The following is a 25,060-nucleotide window of genomic DNA, read 5'->3' on the forward strand; positions in this document are numbered from 1 at the left end:
TGAAGACTCCGTGGAGCTTCACGAAGCCTTCAAGAATGAAACCAAAACAACAAAGGTGGTATGCGATATGTCGGTAGAACAAAAACAATACGAACTGAACGTGCTGACCAGCGGCCTGTACTTCGGTGAGGGCCCGCGCTGGAAGGACGGCAAGCTGTATATCTCGGACATGCTGGGCAAGAAGGTCTACCAGATCGACGCGGCGGGTACCAAGACGGTCATCGCCGAAATGCCGAACAAGCCCAATGGCATGGGCTTCCTGCCCAACGGCGACCTGATCCTCAGCTCCATGCACGACACCCGTCTGTACCGCTACACCCCTGAAGGGCTTGAGCTCTACGCGGACCTGTCGGATGTATACACCGGCTACATCGGCGACATGGTCATCGACCAGCAGGGGCGCATCTACGTCGATGACGTCGGCGCACGTGTGTTCGAGGGAGAAGGCCTGAAGCCCGGTCGCGTGGTTATCGTCGAGCCCAACGGTGAAATCTCGGTGGGCGTCGAGGACTGCAATTTTCCCAATGGCATCGTGATCACGCCAGACCAGAAGACCCTGGTCTTCGTGGAAACTTTCGCCGAGCGCCTCTCTGCGGTCGACATCGTCGACGGCAGGCTGGAGAACCGCCGTGTATTGCTGGACATGACCCAGGTGTTCCCCTCCGAGGCTGACCGCGCCCACAAGCGTGGCTGCATCGACGGCATCTCCATCGATGCGGAAGGTGGTATCTGGCTGAGCATGCTGCGGGCCGAGCAGTTCATCCGCATCGACAGCCAGGGCGAAATCACCGACCGCATTGCCATGCCAGGCTACGAGTGTGTCGCCAGCACCCTGGGTGGTGACGACGGCAAGACCCTGTTCCTCGTCGCGACCAAGGTGGACGGCGACAACATCTTCGAAGCCATGGTCAACCTGCGAACCGAAACCACAATCTTCACCACCCGCGTTCCAGTGGGCAAAGGTGCGGGCCGACCGTAACCCGAGTGTTTTGGGCGTGAGGCGGGCTCGCCGTTCGAGCCTGCTCTCTTTTTAAACCATCGATTCTCGTTCTGTGGTGCCTGCCGCCGTGCAAGCGCTAGGGATTCGTGTTGCCCGGCGCACGCCCACAGGACATCGACCTGACAACAACAAGCATAAGGAGCGAGGGTCATGAAGCGGTCTATTCGAGTCATCCTTGCGTGTCTGGTGATTCTTTCGGCCCAGGCAGGGGCTTCCAACGGGCCTCAGTACGCCGGCTATGGTGCCGAGGCCATGGGCATGGGGGGAGCGGCGATCGCCAATCCCACCGACGCGCTGGCGGCCGTCAACAACCCGGCAGGCATGGGCGCGGTAGGTTCACGGGTTGACGGTAGCCTGACGGCAACGGCCGGCCAGTTGCGCTCCGATGTCCACGGCACCAAGAGCGAAGACGATGTGCTGGTTTTCCTGCCCGGATTCGGCGTGAACTACCAGTACCGCGATGACGTCACCCTGGGACTGTCAGTCTCCGGATACGGCGCCGGCATCGACTACGGGAATCCGATTCCGGCCTTCGGGACATCGGATGTGAAGTCGGAACTGGCGCAGATCCTGGTCGCACCCACGGCTACCTACGAGTTTGCCCCGGGGCATTACCTGGGTCTGTCAGTGAAGCTCGGTTACGAAAGCCTGATGCTGCACGGTTTCGAGAACTTCGGCGCGACCAATGACAAGGACCACGCCTGGGGTGTCGGGGTAGGTGTCGGCTATCTGGGAACAATCGCGGAGGGGTTGCGACTGGGGCTCACCTACTCATCGCCGGTCTGGTTTCAGAAGCTGGATGCACATGAAGACATCATCCCCGATGGGCGCTTGAACATCCCACAACAGGCAGGTCTTGGTCTCGCCTATGACCTGGGCGACTGGACATTCGCGTTCGACTACCTCTGGATCGACTGGAGTAGCCAGAAGACGCTATCCAATTCGCTGACCGAAGGCGGCGCACCGGGTCGCGGCGACGGGCCGGGCTTCGGCTGGCGTGACCAGAACGTCTTTCGCTTCGGGGTGAACTACAAGTACAGCGATCGTCTGCAGCTGCGCACCGGGGTATCCCTGGCCAACCATCAAGTGCCTGATCGCGAAGCCACGCTGATCGCTGTCGCACCCTGCAACCAGCCCAAGAGCGCTCATCTTGGCCTGACCTACAAGATCTCCGACGAGCTGGAGGTGACCGGCGCCTACATGTATGACTTCCGCCACATCACCAAGGGAAAGGGCGCGAGCGAGGGTGTGGAGGCGGGAGGGGAACTGCACATGCTGACAGTTGGCGTGGGCTATAAGTTCTGACGGCGCCGCACCTGTGGCGTGACGGTGCGTATCTCCGCGCAGGGATGCCGGAACAGCTGCAAGGCGTACTGCTTCTGAAGCTGAAAGTCATGCCAGGAAGGCGTGCCATTGCCTGGTGCCACGACCATCAGGCAATGCCCTTACTCATAAGCGTCAAATGGGCCCAGCCAAAAGCAGGGCCTCTCCTTTCGAACAGGCTTGTCACTTTTTTCACCCACGCTTCATGCCCCTATCCCACGAGCCTGTCGCGGTGGGTGATGCCTGCATTAACCGAGGAGTGTCCATGTTCCTTTTTTCTGCTGCGCGCATCGCCAGGAGAACGCTGCTGCAAGTATCTGGGCTGCTCGGCGAGGACGTGCAGGATGCCGTGATGAACGACAGACGGCTTGCCCTACGCTCGGAGGCTGCACTGGTGAGTGTCAGGGAGCGTCTGGCCGAGTTGGAGAGATTACACGCTGAAGTGTTGGCCGAACTGAGCCAGCTGGAAGAGCAGCATTCTGAGCTGAGGTCACAACATCTCCTGGCCAGTGAACGTTTCCAACTGCTGGAGTCCTGCGTCGAGGAGGGCTACTGGGAGGCTTCGGTTGGAGAGGGCAGGGCGCTGGATCCGCAGAGTGAACTGGTGCTTTGCGTAATGGGATCCCTGATCGATGTACAGAACGAGCACGAGGAAGCCGAACTGCGGAAATCGCAGGTGAGTCAGCACCAGGTGCTGCAGGACAGCCTGAGAAGGTTGGGGGAGATCGTGAGTTCCATTCAGGGAATCGCCACGCAGACCAACCTGTTGGCATTGAATGCCGCCATCGAGGCTGCGCGAGCCGGAGAGAGTGGTCGGGGCTTTGCCGTTGTCGCCGATGAAGTCCGTACCTTGGCCATTCGCACCACCGAGGCGACCCGCCAAGCGAAGTTGATGAAGGGGCTCGGCGGCTAAGCAGTGTGTTCGTCCCACATACCCGCCCGGTAATTACTCGTCCATCGGGCAACGCCTTGGGGCTTCTTTCCAGGCCGGAATCTGCCGGAGCTCACGGGCAGCTATTGACCGTTTCCTACCATATGCGACTGGCAGCTTTTGGCCGATCCTGTTGAAGCAACCCTTGTAAAGCGACCATTTGCACTTGGTCCAAGCCGCAAACCGCAAGCTGAGGCTGGCAATCAGGCCTAATCGACTTACCGATAGTTGAATGCGGGCGAGACCAAGCTGAGCGCTGCCAGGCGTTTCGCATAGTCCTGGAGTAGTGGAGCGATTGCCTCGACCTTCTCGGGGGTCATGCGTACGGATGGGCCCGCCGCGCTGACAGTGCCGATCGGCCTGCCGTCGTCCACATGACGGATGACCACCGCAATCGCGCTGGTACCAGGCTCATAAGCGTCATGCACAACGCCGTAGCCTCTCTTGCGGGTCTCTACTATCCGGTCCATCAGCTCGCGAATGGTCTTCGGCGCATTGGGGCCCATACGTTGCGCCCTTTCCATGCCCTGTTCGGCAATCAGCTCCAGAGCGCGCTCGTCGTCTTCAGCGGCCATCCAGGCCAGACCGCTGGAAGTTGCGGGAAGGTAGACATCGGACCCCGCATCCGGGTCGTAACGCAGCCCGCTCCGGGCGCCTTGGGCCTTGGCGACCCAGATCATCTGGTTGCCCTCGATGACCGCCAGGCGGATCAGTTCCCCTGTTTCCTGCGCCAGTTCGTCCAGCAGCGGTTGGGTCGCGTCGATGATGCCGCTCGATGCCAGGTAGGTGAGGCCGAGCGAGGCGAGCTTCACCGTCAGCAGGTAGTGAGTGGTAGCGGAGTTCTGCTTCACATATCCCATGTCCTTGAGCTCACCCAGCAGCCGGTGGGTGGCAGTCCGTGGGATGCCAAGTTGATCGGCGATTTCAGACATGGGCAGCCCGCCGACGTGCTTGACCAGCAGCTCAAGAATGGACAGTGCGCGATCACGAACTGAAGAAGACATGGGTGGCTCCAAAACCTAAAGGACCATTCTAGAGCCGGATGGAATTGCAATCCAACTGGAAGAAAAGACCATGCGTTTATGGAAAAATGGTTTAACGTTCCACTTGGAATGCTATTCCAAATATGTAAGATGACTCTGCCGCCGCTCAAAACGGATGAGAGGACCCGCCATGGTCCAGGTCGACCCGCGACTGGCTCATGGTCTTGCCGAAAAGGGTCTGAAACACACACAACAACAATCGGAGTCACTCCATGAAACCCTCCAGTCAGCTGGACATCCAGGCATTCCTGGATTCGCGCCCCTTCGGCTCCTTCCAGTGGAAGATCCTCCTGCTTTGCCTGACCGTACTTGTTCTCGATGGCTTCGATGTTGTGGCGATGGGCTTCATCGCGCCGGCCCTCGTTGCCGACTGGAACATTCCCCGTGAAGAGCTGGGCGTCGTGATGAGCATGGGACTGTTCGGCCTAGCGATAGGCGCCCTGATGGGCGGCCCGCTGGCCGATCGCTTTGGGCGTCGCAGGGTGATCATCGCCGCCATCCTTTTCTTCGGCCTGACGAGCCTGATCTCGGCCTGGTCGCCCAATATTGAAGTGCTCTCCCTCCTGCGCTTTCTGACCGGCCTTGGTCTTGGTGCCTCGCAGCCCAATGCGGCGACGTTGGCCTCGGAATACGCTCCCCGGAAATACCGATCCTTGATGGTTACGGTGGTTTACTGCGGATTCACCCTCGGCGCCGCAGGTGGCGGTTTCCTCGCCAATGCGATGATTCCCAGTTATGGCTGGGAGTCGATCCTGGTGGTGGGCGGTGTGGTACCGATCATCTTCGCCGCGCTCCTGTGCTTCGTACTGCCAGAGTCGGCGAAGTTCATGGCCGTGAAGCAGGAGCGTCGCGCTGAACTGCAGCGCATCGTCAATGCCATCTCGCCCGGTAGTGCGAACGACGAAACCCGCTTTATCACTCCCGAGCGCGACCATGCTGGCAAGGGCGCAATCAAGCTCATCCTCTCCCCGTCGCACCGGCTGATCACCCTGGCGCTCTGGGTTGGCCTATTCATGAACTTGTTGACGGTCTACTTCCTCAACAGCTGGCTGCCCATCATCGTGAAGGACGATGGTTTCAGCATGGCCGACGCAGCCTTGGTGGGCGCGATGATCCAGGTCGGCGGAACCCTCGGGAACATCGTCATTGGCTGGGAAATGGATCGCTTCAATCCGCACAAGGTGATGATCTGCACTCTGATAGGTGCCGCCGTGCTGACCCTCTCCCTTGCCAACCTGTCGCCCGGGCTGTACGGCCTGATGGCGCTGGTCTTCGCCCTCGGCTTCTGCATCAACTCGGCCAATACCGGTTGGACTGCCATGGCCGCCACTTACTACCCGACCGAAATGCGCGCCACGGGTACCAGTTGGATGACCGGTATCGGCCGCTTCGGCGCGATCCTCGGCGCATCAGTCGGCGCCATCTTGCTGGGCATGAAGTGGGATTTCGGCCATCTGTTCATGTTCCTCACGCTGCCCATCGGTATCGCCGCGATTGCCGCCTACGTGAAGGGGCTGCGTGATCGGAAGCCGTCTGCCGCGGCCAGCCACGCCGTGCCTAAAGCCTCCCACTCCTGAACATCCACTTGCCATCGTTGGTCGGGGCTGCGCCCCGGCCACTGGGCCATACAGGAAACCCACCATGAAAATCGCCATCGACTCTTATTGCTATCACCGCTACTTCGGTGAGGTGTACCCAAATCTGGAGCAGGCGCCTGACCACCAGATGTCCCTCGATGATTTCGTGGCCCGCGCTCGTGCCCATGGCGTGCAAGGCGTATCGATCGAGTCCTTCATGCTCGATGACAGCTCCCCACAGAACCTGGAGCGTCTTCGCGGCCTGCTGGATGCCGCGCAGCTGGAACTGGTTTGGGCCTGGGGCCACCCACACGGCCTGGGCTCTGGTGCCCGGCCTGACGAGTTGGCAGACCTGATACGCAATGTCGACATCGCCAAAGCCCTGGGGGCTGAGGTCATGCGCATCTGTGCCGGAGGCCGACTTACCCGGCCGGAGTCCTGGGATGAGCACAAGTCCAAGTTAGTGCCGCTGTTACGAGAAGCCGCTGCCTACGCGGCTGATCAGGGCATCGTGCTGGCCATGGAGAATCACGTCGATCTGCTGGCCGCCGAGGTACTGGAGTTGCTGGATGCAGTGAACAGCCCTGCACTTGGTGTCTGCCTGGATACCGCCAACAACTTGCGGATGTTTGAAGACCCCATGCTCGCGATCGAAATGCTCGCGCCTCACGCCAAGGCTACCCACATCAAGGACATCTGTGCCTTCCGGGGCAGCCCACGAGAGTTCGGCTTCTGGCCGAGCGTACCGCTGGGCGAGGGGCTGATCGATATTCCGAGAACTCTGCAACTGCTGCGCAGCCATGGTTTCAACGGCCTCCTGGCGCTGGAGATCGACTACCTGCATCCGGCCCATGGCACGGAAGAGGAGGCGATTGCCAAGAGCCTCGCCTTCATGCGCAGCGTATTGGCGGATCACCGTTCAGCTACCCATGCCTGAGGTGTCGCGATGACAGAGACAATGATCCCCAGTCCCTCGGGCACTACCCGCTTCCTGGCTGTGGTCGGGGACCCGGTGGCACAGGTCAAAGCACCTGCGCTCCTGAATCGGCTCTTCGCCGAGGAAGGAATCGATATGGTGATGATTCCGGTGCAGGCTCACGCGGAGAACCTTGATGTCGTGATCCGTGGACTGCAGGCCATCGAGAACTTCCACGGGATGCTCGTGACTATTCCCCACAAGTTCTCCTGCTGCAGCTTCGCGCAGCGGCACAGCCTCTGCGTACAGCTTTCGGGGTCGACCAATGCACTGCGTCGAGACGTGGATGGCGTCTGGATGGCGGAGAACTTCGACGGCATTGGCTTCGTGCTCGGGCTGCAGCGAGCGGGCTTCGAACCTGAGGGCAAGGACGTGCTGCTGCTAGGCGGTGGCGGAGCGGGCAGTGCGATAGCTGTGGCGCTGCTCGAAGCCGGCGTCAATCGGCTGTACCTCCGAGAGCTGGATGACCAGAAGGCCGACGGCCTCATTCATCGTCTCGAACTGCACTGGCCTGGTCGCGCCCGCAGGGACCTGGACGAATCAGTCACTGAGGTCGCCATCGTGATCAATGCGACCCCGATGGGACTTCAGCCAGAGGATCCACTACCTATCGATCCTGCCAGGTTTTCGGCGGGCACCTGGGTAGCCGACATCATCATGAAGCCCGCCGAGACCCGCTTGCTCAAGGCTGCAGCGGAAAGAGGCCTGCCCACCCAGCCCGGCATACACATGCTCAACGAACAGATCGACTGCTACCGACGTTTCTTTTCGCTCTGACGGTCGCTCTCGCATTACCAAAACAACAGGAGACAATCATGACCAATCCCCTGCGCATTGCCTTGGTCGGGGCTGGCGTCATGGGACGGCAGCATGCCGCCCGGATCACCCAGAATTCCGAGACTGAACTGGTGGCCATTGCCGATCCTTTCAGCTCTGCCCTGGCGGATGAACTGCACCTGCCCAGCTTCACCGACCACCAGCAAATGCTGAAGCAAATCAGCCCTGACGCGGTGATCATCGCCAACCCCAATGACCTGCACGTGGCGACCGCCCTGGACTGCATCGAGGCCGGTATCCCTTCGCTCCTGGAAAAGCCGGTAGGTTGCTCGGTGGAGGAGGTGAGGGGCCTGGTGCAGGCCGAGGCGGAGTCGGGTGTGCCCATTCTGGTCGGACATCACCGGCGGCATAATCCGATCATTCAAGCGGCCCGACGGATTATCCAGAGCGGCGCTCTTGGACGAATCACAACCTTTACTGCGCTTTGGCAGCTTCAGAAAGCCGACAGCTACTACGACATGGCCTGGCGGACCAGGAAAGGTGCCGGAGTGCTGTTGATCAATCTCGTACATGACCTGGACCTGATGCGGCACCTTTGCGGTGAAGTGGACACCGTGCAGGCAATCACCAGTAACGCGGCGCGGGGCTTTGAGGTTGAAGACAGCGCAGCCTTGCTGCTCCAGTTCAAGAACGGCGCACTGGGTACCCTGACTGGTTCCGATGCGTGCGCCACCCCGTGGGGTTGGGACCAGAACTCCGGCGAAAACCCCGCCTTCGCGCAGCAGCCTGAACAACCTTGCTATTTGATTGGGGGCACTCTTGGCTCGCTGTCAGTGCCTCAGCTCAAGCACTGGCACTACGGCGAAAGCAAGGGATGGCATTCCCCTCTAATCGAAACCGCTGACTCCCATGCGTCAGGTTCCGCCCTCGATAACCAGCTTCGACATTTCGTTCAGGTGGTCCGTCGTGAAACGCAGCCGCTGATAAGTGCGGCCGATGCCTTACAGACGCTGATGCTGGTAGAGGGTGCGCGGACGGCAGCTGCGCTTCGACAGACAGTAACCCTGAACAACCCAGCCTGAATTTCCGGGCGGATTACGCCGCCCATTCAACCCGCTCCTATGCACTTTGCGCCTGACATGCAGACAGGCGTGACGGCATTGCTCGTCTGCCATCAGGGGCCGTTACCAAGTTCGGAGAAAACAACAATGAAAGATAAAAAGCACAACGCGTCCCGGCAGGCCTTTTGCCCAATCTCTTACGCTTCCCTGCTGATTGCCGCAGGCGTTTTGAGCAATGCAGCATCAGCAGAGGAAAGCGGACTCCTTGAAGACTCCACAGCGACTCTGAACCTGCGCAATTTCTATCTGAATCGAAATTTCGTCGGCGATTCCGCCACCCAGGGCAAGGCCGAGGAGTGGACCCAAAGCTTCATCCTTGATGCTCGCTCCGGCTTCACCCAAGGCCCGGTGGGTTTTGGCGTCGACGCCCTCGGCCTGCTGTCGGTGAAGCTGGACGGCGGCAAGGGCACCAAGGGTACGCAGCTGTTACCGGTGCATGACGACGGCCGCCCCGCCGATGACTTCGGTCGTCTGGCCGTGGCGGGCAAGATGCGTGTCTCCAATACCGAGCTGAAAGTGGGCGAGTGGATGCCGGTGTTACCCATCTTGCGCTCCGACGACGGCCGCTCCCTACCGCAGACCTTCCAGGGTGGGCAGGTGACTTCGAAAGAAGTCTCCGGCTTGACCCTCTACGGTGGCCAGTTCCGAGGCAACAGCCCGCGCAACGACGCGAGCATGGAGGACATGTTCATGAACGGTCGGCCCGCCTTCACCTCGGATCGCTTCAACTTCGTCGGCGGTGAATACAGCTTCAACGACAACCGCACCTTGGTGGGGCTGTGGGGTTCTGAGCTGAAGGACATCTACCAGCAGCAGTACATCCAGCTGACCCACAGCCAGCCCGTTGGCGACTGGGTCCTCGGTGCCAACCTCGGCTACTTCACCGGCAAGGAAGACGGTTCGGCCCTGGCCGGCGATCTGGACAACCGCACCTGGTCCGGCCTGTTCTCTGCTCGCCACGGCGGCAGCACCTTCTATGTCGGCCTCCAGAAGCTCAGCGGCGACGATGCCTGGATGCGCGTCAATGGCACCAGCGGCGGTACCTTGGCCAACGACAGCTTCAACAACAGCTACGACAACGCACAGGAGAAATCCTGGCAATTGCGCCACGACTACAACTTCGCTGCTGTCGGCATCCCCGGCCTGACCCTGATGAACCGCTACATAAGCGGCGACAACGTGCACGTGGGCGCCGTAACCGATGGCAGAGAATGGGGCCGCGAATCCGAGCTGGCCTATGTGGTGCAGTCCGGCGCGTTCAAGGCCCTGAACGTGAAATGGCGCAATTCCAGCATGCGCCGCGACTGGGGCAGCAGCACCAGTTTCGACGAAAACCGGCTGATCATCAGCTATCCGCTTTCCCTACTGTAATCGACGAGCTCGGGCGTGGGAGCGGCTGATTACGGGCCTGCCGGACAACCATCGCTCGTTCGGGCTGCGTTGCATCGGCCTTGGTTGATCTTCCAATTCTATCTGCACGCTCCAGCAAATGGCCTGTGAGGACAACCGCACCTCGGAGCCAATTTGCTTTTTCCTCGGCCCGACTGGCTGGTTAGGGCCGAGGCTTTTTTCTACAAATGTCATCGCACCCACTTTTATAGAACGTCAGCTTTTGGCCGAAGCTGCGTAAAAATCGCTTCAAGCACCGAGAGCTGATCGTTTAGCGATCAATTTCGGCGGGAGTTTTTACACAGCCTGGGCCGAAAACGGACGTTCTAAGCAAAAACTAAATCTGTCCCTTTGGCTGTCAGTGAATCGTAGGGAGACGCTCTTTCACCAATGCCTGAGCCTGATGGGCCATCTGATCGAGCAGGCGGTCGCGTTTGTTCTCGGCCTCGCTCATGGCCTTCTTGCCGTGTTGCTGCACCAGGTAGGCGTGGATCTGCCGCACTTCCTTGGATTGGAATATCGGGGCCAGATCCTGCACCGCCACCATGCCGTCCGAGCGGTGATCGCGGGTGTTCAGCAGCACGTGCGGCCCCTGCGCTGCCAGTACCTGAAACCCCATCGACTCGAAGGTCGGCACCTTGCTCGCCACGCAGGCCAGCTCGGCGTGGGGCCGATGCTTGACCATCTGCTGCAACATAGCCCGGGCAATACCGCGTCGGCGGTGGCTGGCCTTGACGGCCATATAGGCGAGCGTGCAGGCCTCGGCATCATCCTGGCTCGGCAGGTACAGGGCAAAACCCAGCACCCGGGAGGGATCTTCATCATCCAGGGCCAGGATCAACCGCGCGGTGCTATCCAGAGAGCTGTTCATGGCGTGCAGATACAGGTGCACCTCGTAGCCAATCACGTACTGATACAACTGAAAGAGCAGATTGCTGGGCGTCAGCGATACCGGGCTGATGTCGCTGAAGTAATCCACCACCATTTGTAGAACCTGGCTCTTCAGGGATTCGGGCGGCGATGTGTCCAGGTTTACAAGGGTGAACATCTGAAGCTGGCTCCGGGCGTGCCCGATTCGGGGAATCGGCGCTGGCGCCATTGTAACGCCCACGAGCCCCGAGCGTTCCCACCCAACTCGCATGGGCGCGCCCAACCAGCAGGATATGGCCCTCATACACGGTGCTTCGCGTGGGTCGTTAGTAGCTACGAGGTGTTCGTGGTCAGACCGACGAGCCCTCAATCACCAACTGATAATCAGGGGGATGAATCAGGAGGCGGTCGTGAAACTTGAAAAGCGAAGTATCGAGTTTGTCCCTCACGCTGAGCGCTATGGCACACCCAGAAGGTTGTTCACTATCTGGTTCAGCTCCAATTTCCAAGTGACTGCCCTGATGGTCGGCACGTTGGGTATCGCCTCCGGATTGAGCTTCGCCTGGACATTGCTCGGCCTGCTGATCGGCAATCTCGTCGGCACCATCTTCATGGCTGCACACTCCGCCCAGGGCCCTCATTTGGGCGTCCCACAGATGATTCAGAGCCGCGCACAATTCGGTGTCTATGGCGCTGCGATTCCCTTACTGGTGATGGTCACGGCGGCGGTGCTGTTCCTGGCCGCCAGTGGTGTCCTGATGCGCGATGCCTTGAAGGCACTGGTGCCCATCAGCGATGACCAGGCCATCGTGGCGGTGGGCATTCTGACCTTCATTATTGGATTCGTAGGCTATGAGCTGATCCACCGTCTAGGGGCGTGGATGAGCCTGATGTCAACTCTGGTATTTGCCATCGCGCTGGTTTTGATCCTGCTGCACCCCAGCGACGCGATATCGACAACGGCAACAGGCGAGGGCTTTTCGCTGATAGCCTTTAACCTGGTGGTCGCGCAGGCGGCGTCCTGGACATTGGGTTACGGCCCCTACGTGGCGGATTACTCGCGTTACCTTCCGGCCCATGTCAGCACACGCGCCACGTTCTGGACAACTTACTGCGGCTGCGCGCTAGGCTCTTTCGCCATGATGGCCTTGGGCGCTCTAGTGGCCGTTGCGATCCCTGCAGCGCTTGGGCATGACTCTGCAACCGCAATTGCCACGCTGTTCGGCCCGTGGGCACCATTGGCATTGGGCGTGATTGCGCTCGGGGTGATCCAGTACAACGTGCTCTGCCTGTACAGCGCCTACATGTCTTCGGTGACGATCTTCGGAGCCTTTGGCGGGCTGCGATACGTCACCGCTTCTGCAAAAGCGTTGGTGATGGCAGTGCTGACCGTAGCCGCAACCCTGATCGCCATCGCCACCCAGTATCGTTTTGACACCTTCTTTGCAGACATTTTGATTGGACAGCTCTATTTGCTGATCCCCTGGAGTGCGATCAATCTGGCTGACTACTACTGGGTGTGTCGCGGTCACTATGAGGTGGGCGAGCTGTACGACCCCGAAGGTCGGTACGGGCGCTTCAATCGACGAACGCTAGCGGTGTATGCCGTCTCCATCATCGGCACGATCCCGTTCATGAAGCTTTCGTTCTACACCGGCTTTGTAGCGGACTGGCTAGGGGCGGACATCAGTTGGGCTGTGGGCTTGGTACTCGCAGGGGCACTCTACTGCATGGTGAACAGCCAGCCCTCAATCAAGCAGCGTCAATTCCAATCTCCGGTTCCTGACTGATTCCCTCCGGACCTGCGGCAGCTCTTCGTCAGCGACTACCAGGCCGGGCCTTGTCGGCTGGACCCGTTTTACCTGGCCTGCGTGTTCGGCACGGCCGATGGGCTGTACAGCATGCGGCGGTTGGCGCCTGAACGCTTCCGCTGCGTAGCTCAGCTTGCATGCACGTAGGTGCCCGGCGCGGCCTCCATCGGGGGATGGTCCTGATTGCCCAGGGCCGCCAAGGTTTCGCGTTGTGCACCGGAACGCGCCTGAATCCAGTCCAGCCACTCCGGCCACCAGCTGCCATTGTGCTGCTCCGCGTCGAAATACCAGGCGCGCGGGTCGGACGACAGCTTGCTGTTCTCCAGGTAGTCGGCCTTGGGATTGCCAGGCGGGTTGAGGATGCTCTGGATATGCCCGCTGTTGGACAGCAGGAAGCGTCGTTCGCCACCGAGCAGCAGGGTCGAGCGGTAGACCGTGCTCCAGGGCGTGATGTGGTCGTTGATGCCGGCGACGCTGAAGCTGTCCACCGTGACCTTGCGCAAGTCGATCGGGGTGCCGCAGATTTCCAGGCCGCCCCTGCGGGTCAGCGGGTTGTGCTTGAACAGGTCGAGAAAATCGCCGTGCAGCGCGGCCGGCAAGCGGGTGTTGTCGTTGTTCCAGTAGAGAATGTCGAAGGCCGGCGGCCGCTTGCCGAGCAGGTAGTTGTTGACCCAGTAGCTCCAGACCAGGTCGTTGGGGCGCATCCAGGCGAACACCTTGGCCATGTCGCGGCCGTCCAGCACGCCCTGGCGATAGGAGCGGCGTTTGGCCGCCTCCAGCGTTTCCTCGTCGACGAACAGTGCGGCCGGGCTTTCCACCCGGCTGTCCAGCAGGCTCACCAGATAGCTGGCGCTGGCCACCTTGCGCAGTTGCCGCTTGGCCTGCAGATGGCCCTGCAGGGCGGCGATGGTCAGGCCGCCGGCGCAGGCGCCCACCAGGTTGACCTTGCTGCCGGTTATGGCGTGGCAGGCATCGACTGCTTCTTTCAGCGCCTCCACGTAGTTCGACAGGCCGCACTCGCGATGGCGTACGTCCGGGTTGCGCCAGCTCACCATGAATACCTGCAGGCCATTCTTCAGTGCGTACTGGACGAAGCTCTTTTCCGGGCTGAGGTCGAAGATGTAGTACTTGTTGATCTGTGGCGGGACGATCAATAGCGGATGCCGGAATTGCTTCTCGCTCATCGGCTTGTACTGGATGAGCTCCAGCAGCTCGTTGCGGAACACCACGGCTCCGGGCGTGGTGGCGATATTCCGGCCGACTTCGAAGGCCGTCTTGGTGATCTGGCGGGGCATGCCGCCGTTGTGCAGCAGGTCGTCCGTCAGGTGACGCAGGCCCTTCACCAGGCTGAGCCCGCCGGTGTCGAACATCTCCTTGAGCGCCAGCGGGTTGAGCAGGCCGTTGGTGGGTGACAGCGCATCGCCAAGCAGCGTCGCGATGAAATGGGCGCGGGCCTGGTCGTCAGCCGAAAGATCGCTCTCATCGATCCAGGCGTTGAGCTGCTCCTGCCAGGCCAGATAAGCCTGTAAGCCACGGCGGTAGAAGGGATTGAGGCGCCACGACGGGTCCTTGAAACGCGCATCCTGGACGGAGGGCTGGTGCGGCGTGTCGCCAAGCAGCACGCGACCCAGTTGGCCGCTCAGGGTCAGGACATGTCGGGTAGTGTGCACCGGTTGCTTGATGCCCTGCAGCGCCAGGGTGCGCAGGGTGGAGAACATATCCCGGCCGCGCAGGCTGGGGGAGGGGCTTTCTTCCGTTGTCACAAAGGACGCGGGTTCGGGCAAGGTGCCTGCCGCTGGTTTATCTCGCATGGACCACACTCCGTCTTGCTCCCGTCGCGGGAGCCGAGCAGAAAAGGGTTGAACCAAGTCGCCGCGCAGGTGCATCCATCTATCGGGCGAACCATCGCCCCGGCGGCACATCCGCGCCAATGGGCCGCACGGTGAATACACGGTCGCAGGCGGCATAGCGGTGTCGACCGTCCAGTGGCCGCGCACTGGCCGGCTTGGTCAGGCCGAAATCCGGCTGCAGAAAGCCGAGCAGGGCCTGCCGGGTGGCGTGCCAGGCTTCCTTGTGTTCCATATCGAGGAAGTGTCCGGTGTTGCGGATGGTGCGGAACTGGCACTGGCGGACATGGCCGGCGAACAAGCGGGCGTCTCCCGTCGAGGTGTACTCGTCCCATTCGCCATTGACGAACAACAGTGGAATATCGATAGCGGCGGCGCAGGCGATGTAGTGCTGGGGGCCTTGCCTGAGCACCTCCTTGAAATAGGCGTGCATCTGACGATATTCGTGCTCGGTCAGGCTGCTGATGTGGCGGAAATTGAAGCGTTTGAACAGCGGCGGCAGGTGCTTGCCGATGGTGTTGTTGATCAAGCGGCCCATCTTGATGCGGTCGCACGTCTGCAGCACGTTCAGGCCGCTCTCCAGGTAATCGCGCATTGGCTGATTGAGCCGCGCGGCGAATGAACTGATCACGGCCTTCTCGATCCGTCGTGGCCGCTGGGCCAGCGCCAGCAGGGTAGCCGCGCCACCCCAGGAGAAGGACAGCACATGGTCGGCGGCGACCCTGTCGATCAATTCCAGCAGAATCTCTGCCTCGTCTTCCTCGCTGATCGGCTGACCCGGGCAATTATGCGGCTTCGACTGGCCGGCGTAGGGCTGGTCGTAGAGCACCACGTTGAAACGCGGCTGCAGGTAACGCACCGTCTGGGCAAACGATGCGGTGGTCGCGAACGCGCCGTTGACCAGAATGATGGTCTTCCTGGCGGCGGGATTTCGGTAACGCTCCGTATAAATCTTGTACTTCCTGTGAATGTCGACGATGGCGGTTTCCGGCTTCATGAACTTTCTCTCGCACGGATTGGGTTGAGCGGACAGCCGGAGCAGCTGTTCGCAGGGCGATTCCACAGACAGCAGCACGCCTCGGTCTGACATACGAGTGCCAAGCGCATGAGTTGACTACCTGGTTACTTTCGATGTGCCGCGAAAGTCGTATGGCATGTGGGCCCCGCGGCAGTGAGAACGCCTGGGCACCCGGCATGCAGGGTTCGACTTCCTTTGGCCCCACAAGGGACGAAAGCTGTGGGGACTTCAACTATGCGATCTTGATCCAAACGCGACTATCGTCGTTTGCCGAAGAAGGGCGTGGCGATTTCGGCCGAGCACATGTCGTGGATCGGCTACATGCTGGCGTGAAGGAAGCGGAAACGCCCGCGGCAAGGGGCGTGAGGACAACAGACCATGCTCGAAGGCCCAGTTGGCTGCCGACACATCCGCCGCTGTCCCCGTCAATCCGGATTCCCCGACTGATGAAAACGCCGCCATCTGGACGGGGAGGTGCCTGTGATCCTGAGAAAGATCCTGGAGAAATGGGACTGGTCCGCAAAACCGCAGTCGAGGCCGATCTGCGACAGGTTGAGCTTTGTGTGCAGCATCAGCTGCTTGGCCTTTTCCACTCGCATTTTCAGCAGCCATTCATGGGGTGTCATTCCGGTGCTGCGCTTGAACGCGCGAGTGAAATAGCTACGGGACAGCGAGCACTCCTGTGCGAGTTCGGAAACCGACAGGCCCTCGGCCAGGTGGTTGGCAATCAGCTCCTTGGCGCGACTCATCTGCCGCGCTGACAACCCCTTGGCCGGCTCCTGCCAGTTGCCCAGGTTCGCGTAATGCGAGCTGACGTGGCCGCCCTTGTAGGCCAGCTGCCCGCCGCGCCACAAGCGATGGGAGGCGAAGTCTTCGAGCTGGACGATGACCGAAAAGGAGTCGCTGCAGGGAATGTCCAGGACGCTGTTCGGGTCCGGGTTGCTGTCGCTGTTGCGCAGGATTCTGTACTGACCAGCGATGAGTTGCGATCTGACCGGGCCGACGGCTGTGGCGTGGGCCAGTGGGACGTCGCTGGACTTGTGCATTGATAGGGTTTCCGCATGAGCGTTCGCGCCTGGACGACAGGCGCTTTCCTATCGGTTTGTCTGGCCTTGGCTGCCTTGCCGATGGCACTCCAGCGCATGGTTCGGCGAGGCGTTTCATGGGCTCGGGTGGTCCCAGTACGGCGGATTGCCGAAGCGCTCGGTGAAGAAATCGATGAACGCCCGGACTTTCTTTGAGTTGCGCCGGTTCGGCAGGTACAGGGCGTACACACCGCCGTCCTCACTGTCGAGCCCGGCCCTCCATTGCGGAAGAACCACCTGCAACCTGCCGGCCTCGATGTCTGCTCCCAAAAGCCAACTGGCCATCAGGATCAGCCCCATGCCGTTGAGTGCAGCTTCGCGCAGTACCTGCGAGTTGTTGGCCCGTAGCGGGCCGCTCACGTGCACGCATTCTTCGCTGTGCCCGCTGAAGTGCCACTGCCGGCTGCCGCGCGCGTAGGCGAAGGTCAGGCAGGCATGGTGCGCGAGGTCGGCGGGGGAGCGGGGGACGCCGTGGCGGCGCAGGTAGTCCGGGCTGGCGCAGAGCAAGCGACGATGTGGCGCCATCCGCCGGGCCACGACATGGGGTGAATCCACGCTGCCCAGGCGAATGGCGAGATCGAGCCGCTGTTCCACCAGGTCGGCCACATCGTCGGACAGCACCAGTTCCAGGGTGATGCCGGGGTAGCGCTCGTTGAAGGCGTGCAGGCCGGGGGAAATGTGCAACTGCCCGAAGACTACCGGCAGGCTGACGCGGAGCAGGCCGCGAGGCGGTCCTTCCGCTTCGCTGACTTCCAGGTTGGCGCTTTCCAGGTCCGCCAGCAGGCGTACCGCGTGCTCGTAGTAGCTTTCCCCCGCCGCCGTGAGCGTGACCCGGCGGGTCGAGCGATTGAGCAGCCGCGTGCCCAGGTGCTGCTCCAGGGCATCCACCTGCCGGGTAACCGAGGAGGTCGCCACGCCCATCTGCCGGCCGGCCGATGCGAAGCCGCCTGCTTCTACGGTGGCGACGAACGCCTTGAGTGCAGCAAAACTGTCCATGGATCCGCCTTTGCGTCTTGCGCAACGAAGTTGCCCGATTCTGCCGGATTATCAATCAGAAGTGTCAAGCATAAATTGCCTCCGCACCCTGTCACGGAGCATCCGAAATGACCCAGAACCTGTTCCAGCCGATTGCCGTCGGCCCCTTCACCTTGCCGCACCGCGTGGCCATGGCGCCGCTGACCCGTTCGCGCGCCGGCCAGCCGGGCGATGTGCCGACTGCGCTGAACATCGAGTACTACCGCCAGCGCGCCAGTGCCGCGCTGATTGTCACCGAGGCGACCCAGGTTTCCCGCCAGGGCCAGGGCTACGCCTGGACGCCGGGTATCTACAACCAGACCCAGGTCGACGGTTGGCACGCGGTGGCCGATGCGGTGCACGGTGCCGGCGGACTGATCTTCATGCAGCTCTGGCACGTGGGCCGGGTCTCGCACCCGAGCTTCCAGCCCGGCGGCGCACTGCCGGTGGCGCCCAGTGCGTTGCCGGTGCCGGGCAAGACCTTCATCGTCGATGCGAGCGGGCAGGGCGTCTGGGGGGATATTCCGGTACCCCGGGAACTCACCCTGCAAGGCATCCGCGCCATCGTCGAGGACTATCGCCAGGCTGCGCGAAACGCGATGCGCGCAGGAATGGACGGTATCGAGATCCACGCCGGCAACGGCTACCTGATCGACCAGTTCATCAACAGCCAGAGCAACCACCGCCAGGATGCCTATGGCGGCCACCACCGGAACCGGGCCAGGCTGCTGTTGGAGATCGTCGAAACGGTAGCCGACGAGGTGGGCGCCGACCGCGTCGGCGTACGCCTCACGCCCATGGGCCGCTTCATGGGTATGGGCGACGACACGCCGGAAGAGACCTTCGGCTACATCGTCGAATCGCTCAATCGCTTTGGGCTGGCCTACCTGCATCTGGTCGAGCCGATGATGGTGGGGACCGTGAAGGACGAGCAGGAGGATCCGCGCTGGGAGCTCATCATCCGCGACTTGCGCCGCATCTGGCGCGGCGTGCTGATCCTGGCCGGCGGCTATGACGCGAAGAGTGCGGAGGAGGCGCTCGCCAGTGGGCGGGCCGACCTGATCGCCTTCGGCCGGCCCTTCATCGCCAACCCGGACCTGCCCCGTCGCCTGCGCGAAGGCCTGCCACTGAACGCGCCCGATCCGGCGAGCTTCTTCGGTGGCGACCATCGTGGCTACACCGATTACCCGCTGCATGGCTGAGCGAGCGGCGAAGCCACCCCATCGCGGGAGGAAGGCCCGAAGAGCACCTGCGTTGGTCGAGCACAGCGGTACTAGAAATGCGGCCGTAGATGTGTTCGATTTGCGCGTCAGCCTTGGAAACGATGGACCATGAACCGAAACGACCTGCGCCGCCTGGACATGAACCTGCTGGTGATCTTCGAGTCGCTGATGATCGAGCGGAACCTGACCCGCGTCGGCGAGAAGCTCTTCATCACCCAGTCCACCGTCAGCGCCGCGCTGGGCCGCCTGCGCGACCTGTTCGACGACCCGTTGCTGGTGCGCATTGGTCGTGGCATGGAGCCCACACCGCGGGCGCTGCACATCCTCGAAGAACTACGTCCGGCGATGGATGTGATTTCCTCCGCAGTGAGCCGGGCCAGGTCCTTCGACCCGGCCAGCAGTAACAGCACCTTCCGCCTCGGCCTGTCCGACGATGCCGAATTCGGCCTGTTCCCGGCCCTGCTCGCGAGGTTGCAGGAAGAGGCGCCGAACATCGTCGTCGTGGTGCGCCGCGCCAACTACCTGCTGATGCCGTCGTTGCTGTCCTCGGGCGAGATCACCGTCGGGGTGAGCTATACCACCGACCTGCCGGCCAACGCCAAGCGCCGCAAACTGCGTGATATCGGTGTGAAGGTGCTGCGCGGGGACAACCGTCCCGGGCCGCTCACGCTGGACGAATACTGCGCGCGGCCCCATGTGATGGTGTCGTTCTCCGGCGATCTGAACGGCGCTATCGACCTCGACCTGGAGCGCATCGGCCGCAGCCGTCGCGTGGTGCTCGCCGTGCCCCAGTTCGGCAGCTTGCGTGCGTTGCTGCGCAATACCGAGATGATCGCCACGGTGCCCGATTACGCCGCCTGCACCCTGGTGGAGGACAGCTGCCTGCGTGCCGAGGATGCGCCCCTGGAGATCAGGCCGGCGGAGCTGTCGATGGTCTGGAGTGCCACCCACGACAACGACCCGGCCGAGCGCTGGTTGCGCGAGCGCATGATTCAGTTCATGTGCGCGCCGACATAGCTCAGGCGTACAGGAGAGGCCGGCGGGCTCGCCGGAGGATGGACGGATCAGTTTCCAGGGAAGCTCGCCGACAAGTCCGCTGGCTACTCGGCGGACCAGGTGGACACCGTGCTGGTGATCCAAGGGAGCGGCGGTGCCGCTCCCCGCTTGGGCTCAGTGGCCTTCGCTGGCGTTGAACATGGTCTTGGCGTAGATCAGGCCCAGGCCGTAGGCGCCGCCGTGCTCGATGGAGGTCTTCACGGTCTGGTCGTAGGTTTCGCCACGGGCCCAGTCGCGTTGCAGTTCGAGCAGGTACTGCAGCGAGGTCATGGGTCGCGCGCCGAGCTGGATCATGCGCTGCAGGGCCATCTCGTGGGCTTCGGTGGAGACGTCGCCACAGGCGTCGGCGATCACGTAGACCTCGAAGCCCTGGTCCAGCGCCGAAAGTGCCGGGCCGACGATGCACACGGAGGTCCACAGGCCGGCCAGGACGATCTTCTGCTTGCCGAACCTGTTCACTTCGACGGCGATGCGCGGATCTTCCCAGGTGTTCATGCTGGTGCGATCGATGACGTGGTGATCCGGGAAGACCGACTTGATCTCGTCGAAGATCGGGCCCGAGAAACTCTTCTCGGCTACGGTAGTCAGGATGGTGGCGACACCGAACTCCCTGGCCGCCTTGGAAACCAGCGCAGCATTGTTGCGCAGGGTCACCGCGTCGATCGACTTGGTCGCGAAGGACATCTGCGACTGGTGGTCGATCATGATCAGGGTGTGGTCGGTGGGGTTCAGCAGGGTCTTGCCGGGAACGGCCGAAGCGGTGGCCATGGGCGTATCTCCTTGGGTGGGGTGTGCGCAGTTCCTGCGCGAAGAATCGCCGGCCCGGGGCCGACGGGGCGCTGAAACTATGGAGTCCGGCGGCAAGGCATTTCTTGGACCGATGTGCTCGGCACACCCGGCAGACAAGGGTGCAAACGTTTTATTCGCTCTCGATCGGGCTGGGTAGATTGGCATTTTCCAGACGCCGGCAGCGTATTTCTGCCAGGGGTCCGAAGAGCGTGATTGCAGGAAAGCTGGTTCGATGAAAACGGTGGCAATGGTGCTCTATGGACCCCGAGCCAGTATCGCCAGCACTTCAGTTGCGGTTGACCGTTTCGTGCATCCTGATTGGCCGAATCCTTCCCCCTGACTGAATTGCGCCGTTATCCGGGGGGCGCCAATATTCCTTCAGCTTCAATATCGCCTGGAAGCTCCGGTTTAGAGCGATCCGCCGGTACAAGAGAAGAATGGCAGATGAGCGCAAGCACAGAATTCGGCACAGAGACCATCCTGCAGTTCGGGCGCTTCCGCTTCTACCCGTATAAACGCAGGTTGCTGCAGGGCGAGCGTCCCGTGCGCATCGGAAGCCGCGCCCTGGACATCCTCCAGGTGCTGATCGCGCGGCCCGGCGAAATCATTGGCAAGGACGCCATCATCGCCCGGGTCTGGGGTGCAACCGTGGTCGAGGAGATCAATCTGCGGGTGCACATCGCCGCCTTGCGCCGGGCCCTGGGCGAGGGACGAACCGGCGAACGCTATATCGCCAATGTGCCCCTGCGCGGATACGGTTTCGTTGGTGTGGTCGAGACCCTGGCAGCGTCGCCGGAGACGCAGTTTCGCGAGACGCAACTGAGCAATCTGCCGGTGATGCTGAAGACGGCTGGATGGAATTCCCCTGGCCATTGAGATTGCAGCCCGGCAGGTGGGCGTTCTGGGGCTCATCGAACTGGCGGCACTGCTCGACACCCAGTACCACCTGCTGATGCCCGGACGCCGTACCGCACCGGCGCGTCAACAAAGCCTGCGTGCCACTTACGACTGGAGCTTCGGCCAGTTGAGCACCAGCGAGCAGCTGTGCCTGCGCCTGCTGGCCCGGATGAAGGACGCGTTCACCCTGGATGCGGCGTTGGCCTTGCTGGATGACACCCGACTGTGCCCCGATTGCACCTTCGCCGCAGTACGCCAACTGGCGGACAAGTCGCTCCTGATGGTGGAGCAGGGGGAGCGTGGGTTGGCCTACAGGGTGCCCAACACTGCCCGCGCTTACGTTCTCAGCCCGCCAGGCGCCGCCAGCCCAGCGGCGTGACGCCTTCCAGACGGGTGAAGATCCGGCAGAAGTGAGCCTGGTCGCAGAACCCGCATTCCAGCCCGATTTCCGCCAGTGGCAGATGCGCCTCGGCCAACAGGCGTTTGGCCTTTTCGACCCGCTGCAGGCGCAGCCAGGCCTGCGGCGATTGCCCGGCGCTGACCTTGAACTTGCGGCTGAAGTCGCTGCGCGACAGGCCGCACTCGGCGGCCAGGGTGGTTACGTCAATGCCGCTGTCCATGCGCTCCAGCAGCAGCGCCAGGGCGCGCTCGAGTTGCCAGGGGGCAAGGGCGCGCCGGCTTGGCGTGGCAGCGGACCTCGCGGTGGCGATATTGGTCTGCAGCATGCTCATCCCCTCCCTGTTCCGAATACCTGGAGCAGATCTTTGGGGGCGGCGGTGCGGGTGGCCAGTTAATGCCGGTTAAACCTGGTTAACGCGAGTTCGCGAAGGGGTTGGCGCTTGCAGCACATGCGTCCAATCCCGGTATTACCGGGAAAGCCATAGTTGGCGGCATCGACGGAAGAGCCTATGGGATGCATATGAGCAGCGATGCCATCGACCTGAACAGCGTGGTGACCCTGGTGATCCAGCACAAGGTGCGCGGCGGCTCGCTGCCACAATACGAAGCCTGGCTGCGTAGGGCGGTCAAGGCGGCGCGGCTCCAACCCGGTCACCTGGGCGTGAATGTGATCCGTCCGGATGGCGGGGGTGCTACGTTCACGACCGTGGTGCGCTTTGCCCAGGCCGATCAATTGCAAACGTGGATCGACTCGGCCGAGCGTGCTGCGCTGATCGAGGAAGTGCAGCCGTTGCTGGAGGAGGGCGACCATCCGCTGGTCCACAGCGATGCAGAGTTCTGGTTCACGCCGGTCAACACTTTCCAACCACCACGCTGGAAACAGGCCTGCGTCACCTTCCTGGTGATCCTGCCGCTGGCCCTGCTGGTGCCGCTGCTCTGGCAGCCATTATTCAGGCTGTGGCCCTGGCTCGGTGGCTATGTGCCGAGCAACGTGGTGATCACCGCCAGCATCGTGCTGCTGGTTGTCTATCTGTTCATGCCAGCGGCAACGCGTGTGTTCGCCGGCTGGCTACGCGCCGGAGGGACACGATGAGCGAAGACCCGGCCAACAGCAGCCGCCGCCAATTCCTCGCCACCAGCTCCGTGCTCGGCGCTGCCGGTGCCCTCTGGTCCGCCTTGCCCTTCGCCGGCGGCGGCACTTCCTTCGCCAGCCCATCGAGAAACGATATGAACGCTGATCTGATCCTGTTCAACGGCCGCTTCCACACCGTCGACCGCGCCAAGCCCACCGCCAGCGCCGTGGCCATCAAGGATGGCAAGTTCCTCGCCGTCGGCACCGACGCCGAGGTCATGGCCCTGCGCGGCGACACCACCCAGGTGATCGACCTCAAGCAGCGCACGGTGATCCCCGGCCTCAACGACTCGCACCTGCACCTGATCCGCGGCGGCCTCAACTACAACCTCGAGCTGCGCTGGGAAGGCGTGCCGTCCCTGGCCGACGCCCTGCGCCTGCTCAAGGAACAGGCCGAGCGCACCCCCTCGCCGCAGTGGGTGCGGGTGGTCGGCGGCTGGAACGAATTCCAGTTCGCCGAAAAACGCATGCCCACCCTGGACGAGATCAACCGCGCGGCGCCGGACACCCCGGTGTTCCTCCTCCACCTCTACGACCGCGCCCTGCTCAACCGCGCCGCGCTGAAGGCGGTGGGCTACACCAAGGACACCCCCAACCCGCCCGGTGGCGAGATCCAGCGTGACGCCAACGGCAACCCCACCGGCATGCTGATCGCCCGGCCCAATGCGACCATTCTCTACGCCACCCTGGCCAAGGGGCCGAAGCTGCCGCTGGAGTACCAGGTCAACTCCACCCGCCAGTTCATGCGCGAACTGAACCGCCTGGGCCTGACCAGCGCCATCGACGCCGGCGGCGGCTACCAGAACTACCCGGACGACTACCAGGTGATCCAGGAACTGGCCCAGCAGGACCAGCTGACCGTGCGCATCGCCTACAACCTGTTCACCCAGAAGCCCAAGGAAGAACTCCAGGACTTCCAGGCCTGGAGCAAGCAGGTCAAGCCGGGTGACGGCACTGACTTCCTGCGCCATAACGGCGCCGGCGAGATGCTGGTGTTCTCCGCCGCCGACTTCGAGGACTTCCTCGAACCGCGCCCGGACCTGCCGCAGACCATGGAGCAGGAACTGGAACCGGTGGTGCGCCACCTGGTCGAGCAGCGCTGGCCGTTCCGCCTGCACGCCACCTACGACGAATCCATCGCGCGCATGCTGGATGTGTTCGAGAAGGTCAACCGCGACATCCCGTTCAACGGCCTGCCCTGGTTCTTCGACCATGCCGAGACCATCAGCCCGAAGAACATCGAGCGGGTCAGGGCCCTCGGCGGCGGCATCGCCATCCAGGACCGCATGGCCTTCCAGGGCGAATACTTCGTCGACCGCTACGGCGCCCAGGCCGCCGAGCAGACCCCGCCGATCCAGCGCATGCTCGCCGAGGGCGTGCCGGTGGGCGCCGGCACCGATGCCACCCGCGTCTCCAGCTACAACCCCTGGACCTCGCTCTACTGGCTGGTCAGTGGCCGCACCGTGGGCGGCCTGGAGCTCTACCCCCAGGGCCTGTCCCGCGACACCGCGCTGGAACTGTTCACCCACGGCAGCGCCTGGTTCTCCAGCGAGCAGGGCAAGAAGGGCCAGATCAAGGTGGGCCAGTTGGCCGACCTGGCGGCGCTGTCGGCGGACTTCTTCAGCGTCGAGGAGGAAGCCATCAAGTGGATCGAATCGGTGCTGACCGTGGTCGACGGCAAGGTGGTCTACGCCGCCGGCGAGTTCGACCAGCTCGGCCCCCGGCAACTGCCGGTGCTGCCGGACTGGTCGCCGGTGGCCAAGGTGCCCGGCCACTGGAAGC

At 62.3% G+C, this 25,060-nt stretch carries 22 protein-coding genes and 1 pseudogene; 15 read left to right on the forward strand and 8 right to left on the reverse strand.

Annotated elements, in window-relative coordinates:
• The first annotated feature begins 67 nt into the window (after positions 1-67).
• From ACFW0H_RS11765 to ACFW0H_RS11775, 3 genes and pseudogenes are all read left to right on the forward strand, one after another.
• On the forward strand, positions 68-979 hold the full coding sequence (locus ACFW0H_RS11765; RefSeq protein WP_422914075.1) for an SMP-30/gluconolactonase/LRE family protein: 912 nt from the start codon (positions 68-70) through the stop codon (positions 977-979).
• A gap of 171 nt (positions 980-1,150) precedes the next feature.
• On the forward strand, positions 1,151-2,305 hold the full coding sequence (locus ACFW0H_RS11770; RefSeq protein ID WP_422914076.1) for an OmpP1/FadL family transporter: 1,155 nt from the start codon (positions 1,151-1,153) through the stop codon (positions 2,303-2,305).
• A 679-nt stretch (positions 2,306-2,984) separates the two neighbouring features.
• A pseudogene (locus ACFW0H_RS11775) lies at positions 2,985-3,236 on the forward strand (methyl-accepting chemotaxis protein); the annotation flags it as partial.
• 236 nt (positions 3,237-3,472) lie between these two features.
• Here ACFW0H_RS11775 and ACFW0H_RS11780 read toward each other — a convergent pair.
• Positions 3,473-4,258 carry an IclR family transcriptional regulator gene (locus ACFW0H_RS11780; protein WP_422914077.1) on the reverse strand — a complete coding sequence of 262 codons (786 nt, stop codon included), beginning with the start codon at positions 4,256-4,258 and terminating at the stop codon, positions 3,473-3,475.
• 251 nt (positions 4,259-4,509) lie between these two features.
• Between ACFW0H_RS11780 and ACFW0H_RS11785 the strand changes: the two genes are divergently transcribed.
• The 5 genes from ACFW0H_RS11785 (at position 4,510) to ACFW0H_RS11805 (ending at position 10,119) form a co-directional block, all read left to right on the forward strand.
• Complete coding sequence (locus tag ACFW0H_RS11785; protein ID WP_422914078.1) at positions 4,510-5,874, forward strand: MFS transporter; 1,365 nt, start codon at positions 4,510-4,512, stop codon at positions 5,872-5,874.
• 64 nt (positions 5,875-5,938) lie between these two features.
• The gene (locus ACFW0H_RS11790) at positions 5,939-6,811 is read left to right on the forward strand and encodes a sugar phosphate isomerase/epimerase family protein (protein ID WP_422914079.1); all 873 of its coding nucleotides are present in this window, start codon (positions 5,939-5,941) and stop codon (positions 6,809-6,811) included.
• 9 nt (positions 6,812-6,820) lie between these two features.
• Positions 6,821-7,627, forward strand: a complete 807-nt coding sequence (locus ACFW0H_RS11795) for a shikimate dehydrogenase family protein (RefSeq protein ID WP_422914080.1) — start codon at positions 6,821-6,823, stop codon at positions 7,625-7,627.
• A 38-nt stretch (positions 7,628-7,665) separates the two neighbouring features.
• The gene (locus ACFW0H_RS11800; RefSeq protein WP_422914081.1) at positions 7,666-8,709 is read left to right on the forward strand and encodes a Gfo/Idh/MocA family protein; all 1,044 of its coding nucleotides are present in this window, start codon (positions 7,666-7,668) and stop codon (positions 8,707-8,709) included.
• A gap of 126 nt (positions 8,710-8,835) precedes the next feature.
• Positions 8,836-10,119 (forward strand): OprD family porin, encoded by a 1,284-nt coding sequence (locus ACFW0H_RS11805; RefSeq protein WP_422914082.1) that lies wholly within the window; start codon positions 8,836-8,838, stop codon positions 10,117-10,119.
• A 376-nt stretch (positions 10,120-10,495) separates the two neighbouring features.
• Here the strand turns inward: ACFW0H_RS11805 and ACFW0H_RS11810 are convergent, their stop codons facing one another.
• Positions 10,496-11,185 (reverse strand): GNAT family N-acetyltransferase, encoded by a 690-nt coding sequence (locus ACFW0H_RS11810; RefSeq protein ID WP_422914083.1) that lies wholly within the window; start codon positions 11,183-11,185, stop codon positions 10,496-10,498.
• Between the two features lie 232 nt (positions 11,186-11,417).
• Between ACFW0H_RS11810 and ACFW0H_RS11815 the strand changes: the two genes are divergently transcribed.
• A complete protein-coding gene (locus tag ACFW0H_RS11815; RefSeq protein ID WP_422914084.1) occupies positions 11,418-12,797 on the forward strand; it encodes a purine-cytosine permease family protein in 1,380 nt (459 codons plus the stop codon).
• A 149-nt stretch (positions 12,798-12,946) separates the two neighbouring features.
• On the opposite strand, the gene phaC is transcribed toward ACFW0H_RS11815, so the two are convergent.
• The 4 genes from phaC to ACFW0H_RS11835 all read right to left on the reverse strand — a co-directional run bounded on the left by phaC (position 12,947) and on the right by ACFW0H_RS11835 (position 17,764).
• Entirely contained in the window at positions 12,947-14,629 is a 1,683-nt protein-coding gene (gene phaC, locus ACFW0H_RS11820) for a class II poly(R)-hydroxyalkanoic acid synthase (protein WP_422914085.1), read from the reverse strand.
• Positions 14,630-14,708: 79 nt separating this feature from the next.
• Positions 14,709-15,662: an alpha/beta fold hydrolase gene (locus ACFW0H_RS11825; protein WP_422914086.1), complete on the reverse strand. Its 954-nt coding sequence runs from the start codon at positions 15,660-15,662 to the stop codon at positions 14,709-14,711.
• Positions 15,663-16,108: 446 nt separating this feature from the next.
• A complete protein-coding gene (locus tag ACFW0H_RS11830; RefSeq protein ID WP_422914087.1) occupies positions 16,109-16,729 on the reverse strand; it encodes an AraC family transcriptional regulator in 621 nt (206 codons plus the stop codon).
• Positions 16,730-16,843: 114 nt separating this feature from the next.
• Positions 16,844-17,764 carry a LysR family transcriptional regulator gene (locus ACFW0H_RS11835; protein WP_422914088.1) on the reverse strand — a complete coding sequence of 307 codons (921 nt, stop codon included), beginning with the start codon at positions 17,762-17,764 and terminating at the stop codon, positions 16,844-16,846.
• Positions 17,765-17,871: 107 nt separating this feature from the next.
• On the opposite strand from ACFW0H_RS11835, the gene ACFW0H_RS11840 reads away from it, so the two are divergent.
• On the forward strand, positions 17,872-18,984 hold the full coding sequence (locus ACFW0H_RS11840) for an alkene reductase (protein ID WP_422914089.1): 1,113 nt from the start codon (positions 17,872-17,874) through the stop codon (positions 18,982-18,984).
• Positions 18,985-19,113: 129 nt separating this feature from the next.
• Entirely contained in the window at positions 19,114-20,022 is a 909-nt protein-coding gene (locus ACFW0H_RS11845) for a LysR family transcriptional regulator (RefSeq protein ID WP_422914090.1), read from the forward strand.
• 153 nt (positions 20,023-20,175) lie between these two features.
• Here the strand turns inward: ACFW0H_RS11845 and ACFW0H_RS11850 are convergent, their stop codons facing one another.
• Positions 20,176-20,829, reverse strand: coding sequence for a hydrolase (locus ACFW0H_RS11850; protein ID WP_422914091.1), 654 nt, complete (start codon positions 20,827-20,829; stop codon positions 20,176-20,178).
• A 465-nt stretch (positions 20,830-21,294) separates the two neighbouring features.
• Between ACFW0H_RS11850 and ACFW0H_RS11855 the strand changes: the two genes are divergently transcribed.
• Positions 21,295-21,726, forward strand: a complete 432-nt coding sequence (locus tag ACFW0H_RS11855) for a winged helix-turn-helix domain-containing protein (RefSeq protein WP_422914092.1) — start codon at positions 21,295-21,297, stop codon at positions 21,724-21,726.
• 16 nt (positions 21,727-21,742) lie between these two features.
• Entirely contained in the window at positions 21,743-22,126 is a 384-nt protein-coding gene (locus tag ACFW0H_RS11860) for a hypothetical protein (protein ID WP_422914093.1), read from the forward strand.
• On the opposite strand, the gene ACFW0H_RS11865 is transcribed toward ACFW0H_RS11860, so the two are convergent.
• The gene (locus tag ACFW0H_RS11865; protein ID WP_422914094.1) at positions 22,092-22,472 is read right to left on the reverse strand and encodes a helix-turn-helix domain-containing protein; all 381 of its coding nucleotides are present in this window, start codon (positions 22,470-22,472) and stop codon (positions 22,092-22,094) included. The genes ACFW0H_RS11860 and ACFW0H_RS11865 overlap by 35 nt on opposite strands.
• A gap of 194 nt (positions 22,473-22,666) precedes the next feature.
• Here ACFW0H_RS11865 and ACFW0H_RS11870 point away from each other — a divergent pair, with 194 nt between their 5' ends.
• Complete coding sequence (locus tag ACFW0H_RS11870) at positions 22,667-23,239, forward strand: antibiotic biosynthesis monooxygenase (RefSeq protein WP_422914103.1); 573 nt, start codon at positions 22,667-22,669, stop codon at positions 23,237-23,239.
• Positions 23,236-25,060 (forward strand): amidohydrolase (locus ACFW0H_RS11875; protein WP_459077298.1); only part of this gene is annotated, 1,825 nt, incomplete at its 3' end. The genes ACFW0H_RS11870 and ACFW0H_RS11875, both read left to right, overlap by 4 nt.

This window comes from Metapseudomonas cellulosilytica (assembly GCF_049334135.1).
Classification (GTDB): Bacteria; Pseudomonadota; Gammaproteobacteria; order Pseudomonadales; family Pseudomonadaceae; genus Metapseudomonas.